This window comes from Isoptericola sp. NPDC056618, assembly GCF_042792715.1.
Lineage (GTDB): Bacteria > Actinomycetota > Actinomycetes > Actinomycetales > Cellulomonadaceae > Isoptericola > Isoptericola nanjingensis.
Window position 1 is genome coordinate 1 of record NZ_JBHTVZ010000003.1, and the last position, 12,673, is coordinate 12,673.

The 12,673-nt window shown below is 76.5% G+C and carries 16 protein-coding genes; 10 read left to right on the plus strand and 6 right to left on the minus strand.

The annotated features are described in order from the left end of the window. Window positions 1-72: 72 nt before the first annotated feature. On the minus strand, window positions 73-945 hold the full coding sequence (locus ACFQ8T_RS05850) for a siderophore-interacting protein (protein ID WP_430545619.1): 873 nt from the start codon (window positions 943-945) through the stop codon (window positions 73-75). A gap of 82 nt (window positions 946-1,027) precedes the next feature. On the opposite strand from ACFQ8T_RS05850, the gene ACFQ8T_RS05855 reads away from it, so the two are divergent. From ACFQ8T_RS05855 to ACFQ8T_RS05865, 3 genes are read left to right on the plus strand one after another with little or no spacing between them, the layout of a single operon-like run. Beyond that, a complete protein-coding gene (locus ACFQ8T_RS05855; RefSeq protein ID WP_430545620.1) occupies window positions 1,028-1,837 on the plus strand; it encodes a DUF2599 domain-containing protein in 810 nt (269 codons plus the stop codon). Window positions 1,838-1,876: 39 nt separating this feature from the next. Continuing rightward, window positions 1,877-2,254 carry an ArsR/SmtB family transcription factor gene (locus ACFQ8T_RS05860; RefSeq protein WP_430545621.1) on the plus strand — a complete coding sequence of 126 codons (378 nt, stop codon included), beginning with the start codon at window positions 1,877-1,879 and terminating at the stop codon, window positions 2,252-2,254. Next, entirely contained in the window at window positions 2,251-2,751 is a 501-nt protein-coding gene (locus tag ACFQ8T_RS05865) for an SRPBCC family protein (protein WP_430545622.1), read from the plus strand. The genes ACFQ8T_RS05860 and ACFQ8T_RS05865 overlap by 4 nt, the downstream gene beginning before the upstream one ends. 92 nt (window positions 2,752-2,843) lie before the next feature. Here ACFQ8T_RS05865 and ACFQ8T_RS05870 read toward each other — a convergent pair whose 3' ends face one another. Next, window positions 2,844-3,611, minus strand: coding sequence for an SDR family NAD(P)-dependent oxidoreductase (locus ACFQ8T_RS05870; protein WP_430545623.1), 768 nt, complete (start codon window positions 3,609-3,611; stop codon window positions 2,844-2,846). 171 nt (window positions 3,612-3,782) lie between these two features. Then, window positions 3,783-4,808: an epimerase gene (locus ACFQ8T_RS05875; RefSeq protein ID WP_430545624.1), complete on the minus strand. Its 1,026-nt coding sequence runs from the start codon at window positions 4,806-4,808 to the stop codon at window positions 3,783-3,785. A 91-nt stretch (window positions 4,809-4,899) separates the two neighbouring features. Here ACFQ8T_RS05875 and ACFQ8T_RS05880 point away from each other — a divergent pair, with 91 nt between their 5' ends. Beyond that, window positions 4,900-5,487, plus strand: a complete 588-nt coding sequence (locus ACFQ8T_RS05880; protein WP_430545625.1) for an HD domain-containing protein — start codon at window positions 4,900-4,902, stop codon at window positions 5,485-5,487. A 158-nt stretch (window positions 5,488-5,645) separates the two neighbouring features. Here the strand turns inward: ACFQ8T_RS05880 and ACFQ8T_RS05885 are convergent, their stop codons facing one another. After that, entirely contained in the window at window positions 5,646-5,834 is a 189-nt protein-coding gene (locus tag ACFQ8T_RS05885) for a hypothetical protein (protein ID WP_430545626.1), read from the minus strand. 51 nt (window positions 5,835-5,885) lie between these two features. After that, window positions 5,886-6,950 carry a DUF2804 domain-containing protein gene (locus tag ACFQ8T_RS05890; RefSeq protein ID WP_430545627.1) on the minus strand — a complete coding sequence of 355 codons (1,065 nt, stop codon included), beginning with the start codon at window positions 6,948-6,950 and terminating at the stop codon, window positions 5,886-5,888. A gap of 35 nt (window positions 6,951-6,985) precedes the next feature. Here ACFQ8T_RS05890 and ACFQ8T_RS05895 point away from each other — a divergent pair, with 35 nt between their 5' ends. Further along, the gene (locus ACFQ8T_RS05895; protein ID WP_430545628.1) at window positions 6,986-7,450 is read left to right on the plus strand and encodes a GNAT family N-acetyltransferase; all 465 of its coding nucleotides are present in this window, start codon (window positions 6,986-6,988) and stop codon (window positions 7,448-7,450) included. Here ACFQ8T_RS05895 and ACFQ8T_RS05900 read toward each other — a convergent pair. Beyond that, on the minus strand, window positions 7,434-8,846 hold the full coding sequence (locus tag ACFQ8T_RS05900; RefSeq protein ID WP_430545629.1) for an MFS transporter: 1,413 nt from the start codon (window positions 8,844-8,846) through the stop codon (window positions 7,434-7,436). The two genes, ACFQ8T_RS05895 and ACFQ8T_RS05900, sit on opposite strands and share 17 nt — an antisense overlap. 61 nt (window positions 8,847-8,907) lie before the next feature. On the opposite strand from ACFQ8T_RS05900, the gene eis reads away from it, so the two are divergent. The 5 genes from eis to ACFQ8T_RS05925 are packed head-to-tail and all read left to right on the plus strand — an operon-like array spanning window position 8,908 to window position 12,598. Continuing rightward, window positions 8,908-10,149 carry an enhanced intracellular survival protein Eis gene (gene eis, locus ACFQ8T_RS05905; protein WP_430545630.1) on the plus strand — a complete coding sequence of 414 codons (1,242 nt, stop codon included), beginning with the start codon at window positions 8,908-8,910 and terminating at the stop codon, window positions 10,147-10,149. Window positions 10,150-10,160: 11 nt separating this feature from the next. Next, window positions 10,161-10,607 carry a DUF2809 domain-containing protein gene (locus ACFQ8T_RS05910; protein WP_430545631.1) on the plus strand — a complete coding sequence of 149 codons (447 nt, stop codon included), beginning with the start codon at window positions 10,161-10,163 and terminating at the stop codon, window positions 10,605-10,607. A 19-nt stretch (window positions 10,608-10,626) separates the two neighbouring features. Further along, window positions 10,627-11,220 carry a TetR/AcrR family transcriptional regulator gene (locus ACFQ8T_RS05915; protein WP_430545632.1) on the plus strand — a complete coding sequence of 198 codons (594 nt, stop codon included), beginning with the start codon at window positions 10,627-10,629 and terminating at the stop codon, window positions 11,218-11,220. Further along, window positions 11,217-11,900 carry a pyridoxamine 5'-phosphate oxidase family protein gene (locus ACFQ8T_RS05920; RefSeq protein WP_430545633.1) on the plus strand — a complete coding sequence of 228 codons (684 nt, stop codon included), beginning with the start codon at window positions 11,217-11,219 and terminating at the stop codon, window positions 11,898-11,900. The genes ACFQ8T_RS05915 and ACFQ8T_RS05920 overlap by 4 nt, the downstream gene beginning before the upstream one ends. Next, complete coding sequence (locus tag ACFQ8T_RS05925) at window positions 11,897-12,598, plus strand: maleylpyruvate isomerase family mycothiol-dependent enzyme (protein WP_430545634.1); 702 nt, start codon at window positions 11,897-11,899, stop codon at window positions 12,596-12,598. The genes ACFQ8T_RS05920 and ACFQ8T_RS05925 overlap by 4 nt, the downstream gene beginning before the upstream one ends. The last annotated feature ends 75 nt before the right edge of the window (window positions 12,599-12,673 follow it).

The window sequence follows — 12,673 nt, forward strand, 5'->3', positions numbered from 1 at the left end:
GCCTTCCAGCAAGCGATCTCTCGCGCCATCCGGTCGGATGGCGCGAGAGATCGCTTGCTGGAAGGAGGAGGGTCAGCTGGGCGAGGCCTTGCCGTGCCGCCAGTAGCCGACGAAGTCGATCGCCGTCTTCGGCCACTGCCGGTCGTTCACCAGGTGCCGCCGCACGCCGGCCGCGAGCGCCTGCTCGCCGGCGACGAGCGCGTACCCGGCGCCCGCCGGCAGGTCGGCCCCGCGGACGACGTCGAGGGCGGCACGGCCGGGCACCTCGCCGAGGGCCGGGTCGTCGGCGGCGGCACGGTCGCGCTCGACCCACCGCAGGTCCACGCCGGCGGGGACGCGGAAGTCCTGCCGGTCGTCGGCGGTGGGCACCTCGACCACGGCGACGCCGCGCGCGTCGTCGGGCAGCGCCTCGCAGATGCCGGCGACGGCGGGCAGCCCGCTCTCGTCGGCGACGAGCAGTCGCCAGTCGCACGCGGCCTGGCGGTGGTGGTAGGTGCCCTGGTCGAGGATGCCGACCCGGTCCCCGGGGCGGGCGGACAGCGCGAAGCCCGCCCCCGGGCCGAGAGGCTCGTGGCCGCCGTCCGGTCCCGCGGACGCCGCGTCGTCGTGGCCGTGCAGCACGAAGTCGACGTCGATCTCGTGCAGCTCAGGCCGCGCCGCGCGGATCGTGTAGTTGCGCACCAGCGGGCGGCGGGCGCGCGGGGTCGCGAGGTACTGGGCGTACCAGCCGAGGTTCGACGTGCGCGTCGGGAGCTTCAGCGCGTCCTGGCCCGGGCGCGGCAGGAAGAGTCGGAACCACTGGTCGTCGCCCACCAGCGTGAGGCGGTCGATGTCGCCGATGCCGAGCGTGACCCGCTGCAGGTGCGGGCTCAGGCGCTTCGTCGTGACGACCTCGGCGACGAGGACGTGCGGGTCGACCGGCTTCGACAGCGTTCGGGTGCTCACGTCGGTAAGGTTAGGCGAACCTCACCTCGTTGACCAGTCCCTCTCCGGTGTCGCGGCCGGCCTCGTGCCCGAGACTGGGACCGTGCAGCCCCACCCCCGGTCGCGCGCGCTCCCCGCGCTCGCCCTGCTCCTCGCCCTCGGCGCCTGCACGCCGTCGGCGCCCGCGCCGACCGCCACGCCGAGCGCCACGCCGAGCGCGATGACGAGCGCGACGCCGTCCGCGGCCCCGACCGCGACCCCCCAGGAGCCGGTCCGGGTCGAGGTCACGGCCGGCGACGTGACGCTGGAGGTGTCGGTCCCCGGCGCGACTCCCGACCACCCGGGCGTGCACGTCACCCCGGACGAGCAGGCCGGCACGGCGACCGTGACCCTCGAACGGTCCGCGGTCGGCGACGCCGCCCCCCCGACGATCACCCTGGTCTCGGGCGGCACGTTCGAGACCCGCGCCGACGGCAGCGTCACAGTGCGCACCGGCGGCACGACGGTCGGCGGGCTGTCCGCCCCCCGGGGTGCGCGCCTCGTCGCCGCGGACGACACGCACCTGGAGGTCCGCCCCCTCGCGGCCGGCACGTCGGGACGCGCCGACGACGACGTCACCACCACCCTCGGTACGTCCGCCGTCGAGCGGACCGACTGGGGCGACCGCGAGGGCGGCCGGTCCCTCGCCGTCGTGCCGACGGTCTGGGCACGCGAGGCCGGGCAGGCCGGCACAGACCTGGTCTGGGCCGAGCTGGTGGCGGCAGACCCGGGGGTCGACACCGCGACGATGCACGACCAGCTCGAGTGCCACGCGTTCGGCGCGCCGGACAAGGACTCGTGGAACCTGGAGCCGTGGCGGCCGGACGTGGGGCTGGTCGCGACCATGGCCGCGCGCTGCAACCCGACCCCCTGACCCGCTTGACATATTCCGATATAGGCATAGGTTTGTCTCATGGCACGCGCAGCGACGACGACGGATGCGTTCAACGCGGTGGCCGAGCCTCGGCGCCGCGAGATCCTCGACGCCCTGGCGCAGCAGGAACGGGGCGTCGGCGAGCTCGCCGAGCTGCTCCACGTCGCCCAGCCCGTGGTCTCCAAGCACCTCAAGGTGCTGCGGGAGGTCGGGCTGGTCGAGGTCCGCGACGACGGCCGTCGTCGCCTCTACCGCACGGACGCCCGGCCCCTGCAGGAGATCCACGCGTGGGTCGGCCGGTACGAGCGGCTGTGGGAGGAGCGGTTCGAGCTCATCGACGAGCTGCTCGACACCCTGGACGACCCGCCGGGCACCCGCCCGGACCAGCCCCCGGATCCCCGAGGAGATCGATCATGACCAGCACCACCACCGGCACCGCCGTCCTGACGCTGCCGAACGACACCGACATCCAGGTCGTGCGCCGGTTCGCCGCCCCCGCGGCCGACGTCTGGCGCGTGTTCACCGAGCCCGAGCTGATCGCGCGCTGGTGGGCGGGCAGGCGGGGCACCGTCACGAGCGTCGAGATCGACCCCCGTCCCGGCGGCACCTACCGCTACGTGATGCAGGCCGACGGCGGGTTCGAGGTCGCCTTCCACGGCGAGTTCACCGAGGTGGTCCCGCCGGAGCGCCTGGTGCACACGGAGGTCTTCGAGGGCATGCCCGACGGCGACGCCGCGGCGACCCTGAACACCTACACGTTCGCGGAGGAGGACGGCGCCACCACTCTCACGCTCGTCACCCGCGCGCCGAGCAAGGAGGTCCGCGACGCGATCGTCGAGTCCGGCATGGAGGGCGGGCTGCAGGAGGGCTTCGACCTCGTCGACGAGCTCGCGGCCGCCCTCGCCTCCCGCTGACCCGAGCGCCGAACAGGCGGGTGCCACCGGTACGCGACCGCATCGAGGCCTACACCGGTGGCAACCGCCTGTTCGGCAGCGGGGGCGCGGGGTCAGACGGCGGTGTAGCCGCCGTCGATCAGCCAGTACGCGCCGGTGACGAACGACGCGTCGTCCGACAGCAGGAACCGCACGACGCGCGCGACCTCCTCCGGTTCGCCGAGGCGGCCGAGGGGGTGCTTGGCGACGAGCGCCTCGCGGGCCTCGGCGGGGAGGCTCGACTCGACCAGCGGCGTCTTGATGTACGCCGGGCCGACCGCGTTGATGCGCAGCCCCTGCGGGCCGTACTCGGCGGCGGCGTTCTTCGTGATGCCGACGACGCCGTGCTTGGCGGCCGTGTAGGCGCCGTTGCCGAGCGCCGCGACGGTGCCGTGGATCGACGCCATGTTGACGATCGCGCTCTCGCCGGCACCCCGCTCGAGCATCGCCGGGATCTGCGCCCGCATGCCGTAGAGCACGCCGTTGAGGTTGATGTCGATGACCCGGTCCCAGTCGTCGAGGTCGGTCTCGCCCGCCGGCGCCTGCGTGCCGCCGATGCCCGCGTTGTTCACGGCGTAGTTGAGCCCGCCGAACGTGGCCTTCGCGAACTCGACGGCCTTGGCGGAGTCCTCCTTCACCGCGGTGTCCTGCTCGAACGCCGCGGCCTCGCCGCCCTCGGCGACGATCTCGTCGGCCACGCGCTGCGCGGCGTCCAGCCGGATGTCGGTGACGACGACCCGGACCCCGTGCGCCGCGAGCTCCTTGCTCGCCGCCTCGCCGATGCCCGAACCGCCGCCCGTCACGAGCGCCACCCGACCCGCGAGACTGCTGCCTGCCGCCATGTCCGTACTCCTTCGCACCACGCCCCGACGGGCAGGGACGCGGTCTGCGTGACGACGGCCCGGACGGGACGAACGACCGCCCCGTCACCTTCGTGAGAGAGGGGCGCTGACCCTTCGACCGTAAGCCCGCGCGCCGGGCGCCGAGGCCCGGTCACCCCCGAGAGTGACGCACTAGACGCCGGGGTCAGCCTCCTGCGCGGTCCGGCGCAGGGCGGCCTCGACGTCGGCGACGACGCCGGCCTCCTCGTCCGCGGTCAGCCCGGTGACGTGCGCGTCGGGCGCCGCTCGGAGCCACGCCAGCGTGTCTCGTGCCGTCTCCTCGACCGGCCGCGACGCGAGCCCGGCCGCCGCCGCGGGCGCGGCGTCGTGCGCGGGCATCCCCGCGTACTCGGGCCGCGGCAGCCACAGCGGCAGCGACCTCTCCCCCGACCAGGGCCGGACGTCGGCGGCCTCCAGGGCGGCGTCGTCCGCCCACACCCAGCGTGGCGCGGCGCCGACGCCGCGCGCCACCGCGGCGAGCAGCTCGCCCACCGCGGTCACCGGCCCGACGGCGTCGAAGGTCCCCTCTGTCCGCCGCTCGGCGAGGTCGACGACCCAGGCGGCGAGGTCGCGCACGTCGATCACCTGCACCGGGTCCGCGGGGTCGCCCGGCGACAGCACGTCGGCGGCGCCACCCGGTACCCGGGCCAGGCGCGCCGGCCAGTACGCGAACCGTCCGCTCGGGTCGCCCGGGCCCACGACGAGGCCGGGGCGCACGACGACGGCGGCGGCCGCACCGTCGCGGACGGCGTCCTCGCACGCGACCTTCATCGCTCCGTAGGCCTCCGGGTCCTCCGCCCCGTCGACGTCGTCCGGCTGCGGCTCGCGCAGCCGCCCGACGCCGGGCCCGCCCGGATCCGCGTCGTCCGCGTACACGTTGATCGTCGAGACGAACACCCAGTGCGCGTCGGGCAGCGCCGCGACCGCGCGCCGCACGTGCGACGGGGTGCGCGACACGTCCACGACGGCGTCGAAGCCCTCCGCCGCGAGGGCCTCCGGGAACGGGTCCGCACGGTCCAGCGGCACGTGCCGCACGCCCTCCGGCACCGTCCCCGACCGGCCGCGGTTCGCGGCCACCACCTCGTGCCCGCGCGCCGCGGCGTCCGCCGCGACCGCCCTCGACAGGAACACCGAACCACCCAGCACCAGGAGCCTCATGGCCCCACCCTGGCGCACCCCGACGCCGCCCGGCCCCGCCTTCTGCCCGCGGCAGAACGCCCGGGGACGCCGACGCGCTACCGTCCGTGCCATGACCGACGCGCTGCCCGACGGGCTGCCCCGATCCGTGCCCGTCCGCGCGGCGTTCGACGTGCTCGTGCGCTTCTCCCCCGCGGCACTCGTGCACCACGCCGTGCGCTCCACCCTCCTGGCGGCCGACCTGGGGCGGCGGCTGGCCCTCCCCGTCGACGACGAGGTGCTCGCCGTCGCGGGCCTCCTGCACGACACGGGCCTGACCGCCGGCTTCGACGCGCACGCGGAGCCGTTCGAGGTCGCGGGCGGGAACGTCGCGTGGGCCGTCGCCGCGGGCGCGGGCTGGTCGGTCGACCGTCGCGACCGGGTGGCGCGGGCGGTCGTCGACCACATGCTCGACGAGGACGACGTCCCGGCGGACGAGCGCCCGGAGGGGTACCTGCTCGCCCGGTCCACCGGCGCCGACGTCAGCGGCCGCGGCCTCGAGGCCTGGCCCACGACGCTCCTCGCCGACGTCGAGTCACGGTGGCCGCGGCTCGACTTCCGCGAGACCTTCAGCGCGTGCCTCCGGGACCAGGCCGCGCGCAAGCCCGCGTCGGTCGTCGCCGCCTACGTCGCCGCGGGTGGGGCCGACCGGGTGCGCTGAGCGCCGCCGGCGCCCGCCGCGAACTCACCCTCCGGACGCAGCCGGGGCAGCACCCGGGCCCACGTCGGGGGCATGGCGCCGTCGTCCGGCAGCGGATGCTCGGGCGGCGCGGCCGCTGAGCGGTGCTCGCCGGTGGTGCTCGCCGGTGAACCGCGGGCTCAGCCGCGCACGGGCCACCCGTACCCGCGAGCGCGCCGCGGTGTCCCGCACGCGCGCCAGCTCGTCGACGGCGAGCGCGGCGAGCCACGGCGGCCCGGCGGTGGCGGCGTCGAGCTCGTCGACCGCCGGGCCGGGTCGCCCAGGTGCCGGCCGACCAGCAGGCCGCGCACGTACCGCAGCACGCTCACGGTCCGACACCACGGCGGCACGACAGCCCGGCCGCCGGCCGGCACCCCCGATCACCAGCGCTGCGCGACGTCCTCCGCCCAGCCGTCGAGGCCCTCGACGTCGAGGCGTGCGCCGTCGTCGGTCGTGACCCGGCCCGACCAGGTGCCGAAGCACTGGTGGGTGGACGACGCCACGACGCCGAGCTGGGTGCGGCTCACGCGGTCGTGGGCGGGGACGAAGGTGAGGTCCAGCCGTTCGCCGCGCACGCGCCACGGTTCCGTGTACGCGCCGCGGTCGAACGTCCAGTCGAGCTCGTCGTGGATCTTGTGGAGACGGCCGTCGACGAACAGCCCGTTCTCGGTGGTCGCGCCGGCGCGCGTCCACGTCCCGCCGAGCTGGAGCGCCACCTCGTGCCTCGTGCCGTCGCCCGCGACGCCCCGGCCGCACCCCACGCCCCACTGCCAGGTGGCGCGGTACGGCCAACGGCCCCGCCCGTGGTCGAGCACGGCCCACGCCCCCGCGGCCACCGGGTGCTCGACGCCGTCGAGCAGGAGCCGGCCGGCCGCGGGCCGCCCGACGTCCTTCACGGTGTACTGGAAGCGCCGTGGCGACCAGGGCACCACGACCCCGAGCAGGTCCCGGCCCGCCGGCCGGGGCACGGTCACGTCGAGGTCCACGCGCGCCGTCCGCGCCCGCAGGCGCGTGCCACCGGGCCCCTCGTCGACGGCGACCGCCACGGCCCGCGTGCGCGACCGCACGGGGCCGTCACCGAGGCGGCCGGGCAGCGTCGCCGACCGGTTCAGCGGGGCGATCGCGACGGCGTCGACCTCCTCGCCGGACGCCCGGTCCAGCACCCACACCTGGTGCAGCGCGGCGTAGTCCAGCGCGGACGTGGTGAGCGCGACGACATGGTCCGGCGTCACGACCGCCCAGTACTCCCACCGCTTGTTCCGGCCGAGCCCGCGCAGGCCCCGGCCGACGCCCGACGTGTCGTGCACCGGCGCCCGCGACCACCCGACCGCGTCGGGGTTCAGGCGCCCGTCCGGGAGGCAGAGGGCGACGTCGGCGGTGATCTCGCGCTCGGTCGGAGGCCCGGTCGGATGCTCGGTCGGATGCTCGGTCGGATGCTCGGTCACGGGGCGAGGCTAGCGCCGCCTGCTAGCGTCCGGGCGTGCCCGACTCCTCCGCCCCCGCCGTCACCTTCCGCCTCGCGACCCGCGACGACCTGCCGCGCGTCGTCGAGCTCATCGCCGACGACGCCGTCGCCGCCGCCCGGACCGGCGTGTTCGGCCCCGCGCACGTCGCGGGCTTCGAGGCGGTCGACGCCAGCCCGAACGACGAGCTGGTCGTCGCCGAGCTGGACGGCGCGGTGGTGGGCTGCATGCAGCTGACGTTCGTGCCCGGCATCTCGCGCAACGGCGCGACGCGGCTCCTCGTCGAGGCGGTGCGCGTCGACGCCGCGCTGCGCGGGCAGGGCCTCGGCCGGGCGCTCATGGAGCACGCCCACGAGCGCGGCCGCGAGCGCGGCTGTGTCCTCGCCCAGCTCACGTCGGACAAGCAGCGCCCGGACGCGCACCGGTTCTACCGGTCGCTCGGCTACGCGCAGTCGCACGAGGGCTTCAAGCTGCCCCTGTGACGTCGGGACCGGCGGCGTCCGCCGTGCCGGACGCCGCCGGGCGGCGCACGTCCCGGATGCCGACCATGCTCACCAGGCCGCCGAGCACGAGCAGCCCCGCGGTGACCAGCAGCGCGCGGTGGAACGACGCGACGTCGAGCACCCCGCCGAGGATGACGCCGGCGAACGCGACGGTGAGCAGCCCGGCCACGCGCGAGACGGCGTTGTTCACCGCGGAGGCGATGCCGGCGTCCGCGGGCGGTGCCGCCCCGAGGATCGCCGCCGTCAGCGGAGCGACCGTGATGGACAGGCCCAGGCCGAACACGAGCAGCCCCGGCAGCACCTGCGTGACGTAGTGGGCGCTCGCGTCCATCGTGAGGAGCAGCAGGTAGCCGGCGCCCGCGACCACCGGCCCGATCGTCATGAACCACCGCGCCCCGTACCGGGCGGCGAGGGTGCCGAAGCGCGTCGACAGCGCGAGCATCGCGAGGGTCGACGGCAGCTGCGCCACCCCGGCGGCGGTGGCCGAGTAGCCCGCCACCTGCTGCAGGAACAGGCCGAGCACGAACCCGCCGAGCGAGAGCGCCCCGTAGACGGCGAACGTCGCGACGTTGCCCCACGCGAAGTTGCGCGCGGCGAACAGGCGGGGCGGCATCATCGGGTCGCGCGCCCGCCGCTCGTAGACCACGAACGCGACCAGGAGCACCGCGCCGACGGCGACGGCGGCCCACGTCCGCTCGATGAGCCCGTACACGCCCGCCGCGAGGCCGGTCGCGGCGAGCACGGCGCCCGGCACGTCGAGCCGGCGCCCGGTGGTCTGGTGCACCTCGGGCACGGGCCGCAGCAGCACCAGCGTGACGACGACGACCGGCAGGTTGATCCAGAACACCCAGCGCCAGGACAGCAGGTCGACCAGGCCGCCGCCGACGAACGGGCCCACGATCATCGCCGTCCCGGTCCACGCCGTCCATCGTCCGATGGCGCGTCCCTGCGCCTCGCCCTCGAACGTCGAGATGATGAGCGCCAGCGAGCTCGGCACCAGCAGCGCCCCGGCCACCCCCTGCAGCAGTCGGGCGCCCACGAGCACCGGGCCGGTCGGCGCGAGCGCGCACAGCACCGACGCCGCGGCGAACCCCACCAGCCCCGCGACGAGCACCCGGCGCCGCCCGTACAGGTCCGACAGGGACCCCGCGAGCAGGATGAGCGAACCGAGCGTGACGAGGTAGCCGTCCACCACCCACTGCTGCAGGCTCAGCCGCGCCTCCCCCGAGCCGCCGAGCTCGTCACCGATGGCGGGCAGGGCCACGTTCACGACGGTGCCGTCGAGGAACGACACGAACGAGGCCAGGATCGCGACCACCAGGACGCGGCTGCGCAGCCGCGCCTGCGTCGCGTCGGGCACCGACGGTGTGCTCACCGGATCACGGTACGGCGCAATGCCGGTGACGCGCCCGCCGCGGGGCGCTACCGTCACCGACGTGAGCAGCGACGCGAGACCAGAGTTCCGGCGCACAGCCATCACCGACGTCCCCGCCTCGAGGCGCCTCGGCGCCGAGGCGTTCGGCGTGCCGTCCACGCCCGCACCCGACCCCGACCCGGCGGCCTGGCCCTTGCCGAACATCCGGCCCTGGGTCGCGACGGACGCGGGTGAGGTCGTCGCCGGGCTGGGCGTCCGGTCGTTCACGTCGTGGTTCCACGGTGCCCGGCTGCCCACCGCAGGCTTCGCGGGCGTCACCGTCGCCGCCGAGCACCGGGGCACCGGGCTGCTCCGCCCGCTGATGGAGGCCGCGCTCGCGGAGGCCCGCGCGCTCGGGGACGTCGTCTCGACGCTCTACCCGTCGTCGGCGGGCATCTACCGCGGGCTGGGCTACGAGGTGGTCGGCGCCTTCGAGGACGTGCAGATCCCGATGGCGGCGCTCGCGGCCGTGCCCCGGCCCGCCGAGGGCGTGCGCGCCCGGCGCGCCACCGCCGACGACGTCCCCGCCGTCCGGCGGGTGTACGAGCAGTGGGCGTCCGCGCAGAACGGGCCGCTCTCGCGCGGCGAGACGCCGTTCACCATGGAGGCCGACGAGATGGTCGGGCCCGACGCCGAGTACACCGGCGTCAGCCTCGCGGTGCGCGGCGCGGGGTCGGACGAGGAGGTGCTGGGCTTCGCGAGCTGGTCGCGCGGCACGGGCTACGACCGCACCAACACCATCGAGGTCGACGACCTCGTCGCGCTCGTCCCCGACGCGGCCCGCGCCCTGTGGCGGGTGCTCGCCTCGTTCGCGTCGGTCGCGGGCGGGGTGCGGGTCTGCACGTCGGGCGGCTGGTCGGGGGCCGACGTCTCCCGCCTGGTGCTGCCCGACCACGCGGCCACCTCGGTGCCGCGCCCGTACATGCTGCGCCTGCTCGACGTGCCCGGCGCGCTCGGCGCCTCCCGTGTGGCCCCGGTGACGGCCCGCGTGCCGTTCGCCGTCGTCGACCCGCGGACGCCCGACCTCGAGGGCGCGTGGACCCTCGAGGTGGCCGACGGCGCGGTGCGCGTCTCGCCCGACGACGCCGCGGCCGCGGGCGACCGGCTGACGTTCACGTCCGCCGGGCTGGCCGCGACGTGGACGGGCGCGCAGTCGACGGCGAACGCCCGGCTCGCGGGCGGCGCCTCGGGCCCCGACGCGCACGACGCCGTCTGGGACGCCCTGTGGGGCGGCCGCCAGGTGCACGTGCGCGACTACTTCTGAGGCGCTCTGCCGTGCCCGGCCGCTCTCCCGCCTCCGCCACCCTGGCCCGCGCGCTCGCACCCCGCTTCGTGCTGCTCCTGCTGGCGGTCGTCGTCGCGCGCGTCGGACGGCTGGCCGAGCACCGGCTCCCGGACCCGGTCGGCGACGCGCTCGGCGACGTGCTGGCCGCGGCCCTCGTCGCCGTCCTCGTCCTGGTCGTCCGCCCCGGGATGCGCCCGCTCACGGCGGGCCTGACCGGGTTCGCGCTGTGCGCGGCGGTCGAGCTGCTGCGGCTGACCCCGCTGCCCGGCGCGCTCGCCGAGCGGTGGCCCGCCCTCGCCCCGGTGCTCGACCCCGCGTTCTCCGCGACGGTCCTGCTCTGGTCCGCGGTGGGCGTCGCCGTCGGCGTGGCGGCGGGCGTCGCCCTCGTACGCGTCGTCGCCCGGCGCGGGCGCGCGGGGGCTGGCCGCCATACCTAGAGGTAGGTATGGTAGCCGCATGAGCACGTCGACCGATGCGCGCGACCGCCTCGTCGCCGCCGCGCAGGAGATGTTCGCCGCCCAGGGCGTGGGCGCCACCAGCCCCCGCCAGGTCCTGGCGGCCAGCGGCGTGGGGCAGGGCAGCCTGTACCACCACTTCCCGACGAAGCACGACCTCGCCGCGGCCGCCGTCGGCGCCACCGTCGAGAGCGCGCTCACCGCCGCGCGCCGCGACCTCGAGGGCACGACGCCGGCACTCGACCGCGTCGTCGCCTACGTCGAGCGCCCCCGCGACGCCCTGGCCGGCTGCAAGATCGGTCGTCTCACCAGCGACCAGGCCGTCATGGACGACGACGGCCTGCGCGACGTCGTCACCGCCTACTTCGTCCGCCTGCTCGACGTCGTCGCCACGACCCTGCGCGAGGCCGGCCTGCCCGACGACGCCGCCCGCGACCGCGCGCACGCCGCCGTCGCGATCGTGCAGGGCGGCTACGTGCTCGCCCGCGCCACCGGCGACCCCGACGCGATGCGGGCCGCCGTGCGCGGGTTCGTCGCGCTCCTGACCGACCTTCCCGACGACCGGCACACCGACCCCACCGAGGAGACCACGTGACCTTCCGCGAGCGCCTGCGCGCCCTGCCGACCTTCCCGCCCGGGCTGCCGCCGTTCGGCGTCGACCTGGACGACCTCGCCACCGCCCCGGCCACGCCGCAGGAGCTCTTCGCGCAGTGGTTCGACGACGCGCTCGCCGCGGGCATCGGCGCCCCGCACGCGGCGACCCTGTCGACGGCGGACGCCGGGGGCCACGTGCACGCGCGCACCCTCGTGATCAAGGACGTCACCGCCGACGGCTGGTGGTTCGCCGGGCAGGCGACCAGCCCCAAGGGCCGCGACCTGGCCGAGAACGCGCACGCGGCGCTCACCGTGTTCTGGCGCGAGCTCGGCCGGCAGGTCCGCGTCACCGGACGCGCCTCCTCGGCCGGCCCCGAGGCGGGAGCGGCGGACTTCCGCGCCCGCCCGGACGGCTCGCGCGCCGCCGGGCTCGTCGGCCACCAGAGCGAGCCGCTCGGCTCCCGCCAGGAGTACTGGGACGCCTTCGCCGCCCGCCTCGTGGGCACCCGGGAGGATCCGGCCGTCGTCGCCCCCGCCTGGACCGCCTGGGTGCTGGCCCCTGCCACCGTCGAGTTCTGGGCGGCGAGCGACGACAAGGGCCAGTCCCGCCTCCGCTACCGCGCCACCCCGAGCGCCCCGCCCGAGACCGACGCCTGGACCAAGGAGCTGTTGTGGCCGTGACGACCCCTGACACCACCCTCGCGCACGCCCTGGACGACGCGGACGCCGCGCTCGCCGCCCTGATCGACGTCGTCCGCACCCTGCCCGAGGGCGCGGGCGCCGACCCGTCGCCCCTGGACGGGTGGAGCCGCGGGCACGTGCTGTCGCACGTGGCGAACGTCGGCGCCGCGCTCGCCCGGCAGGCGGAGCACGCCGCGCGCGGCGAGAAGATCGCGCCCTACGACGGCGGGCAGGTCGGCCGCGACGCCGCCATAGAGGCGGGCGCCGGCCGCACGGCGGCCGAGCACGCCGCGGCGCTCGAGGCCTCGCGCGTCCGTCTCGCCGCGGCCTGGCCTGCGCCGGGCGACGCCCTCTGGGCCGCCCCGGTCGCCTACCGCGACGGGGTGCTGACCGACGCCCTGCTCGCCTGGTGGCGCGAGGCGCGCATCCACTCCGTCGACGCGACCGCCGGCCTCGGCGACCGCTCCCTCGGGTACGGCACGTGGGACGACGCGTTCTGCGCGCACCTGCGGGAGTTCCTCGCGGTGCGGCTCCCGGCGGACGACGGCGGGCTCGAGCTCGTCGGCGAGCCGCGCGACGTCGCCGCGTGGCTCGCCGGTCGCACGCCCGCGGGGCCCGTCTCGGCGCTCCGGGACGGCGTCGCCGCGCCGCTGCCCACGCTCGGCCCGTGGCCGTCGTCGGCGGCGCCGAAGCCCTGACCTGCGGCGGCGCCCGGCAGTCGGTGTGACCCACGTCACTGCAGGTCAGGGGCCCGTGTGAGGTTGCTCTCATTC

Excerpts from the sequence above, each read along its gene's own strand:
- ACFQ8T_RS05865 (WP_430545622.1), top strand. The coding sequence starts at position 2,251 with ATGACCAGCACCACCACCGGCACCGCCGTCCTGACGCTGCCGAACGAC.
- ACFQ8T_RS05880 (WP_430545625.1), top strand. The coding sequence starts at position 4,900 with ATGACCGACGCGCTGCCCGACGGGCTGCCCCGATCCGTGCCCGTCCGC.
- ACFQ8T_RS05915 (WP_430545632.1), top strand. The coding sequence starts at position 10,627 with ATGAGCACGTCGACCGATGCGCGCGACCGCCTCGTCGCCGCCGCGCAG.
- ACFQ8T_RS05860 (WP_430545621.1), top strand. The coding sequence starts at position 1,877 with ATGGCACGCGCAGCGACGACGACGGATGCGTTCAACGCGGTGGCCGAG.
- ACFQ8T_RS05875 (WP_430545624.1), bottom strand. The coding sequence starts at position 4,808 with ATGAGGCTCCTGGTGCTGGGTGGTTCGGTGTTCCTGTCGAGGGCGGTC.
- ACFQ8T_RS05870 (WP_430545623.1), bottom strand. The coding sequence starts at position 3,611 with ATGGCGGCAGGCAGCAGTCTCGCGGGTCGGGTGGCGCTCGTGACGGGC.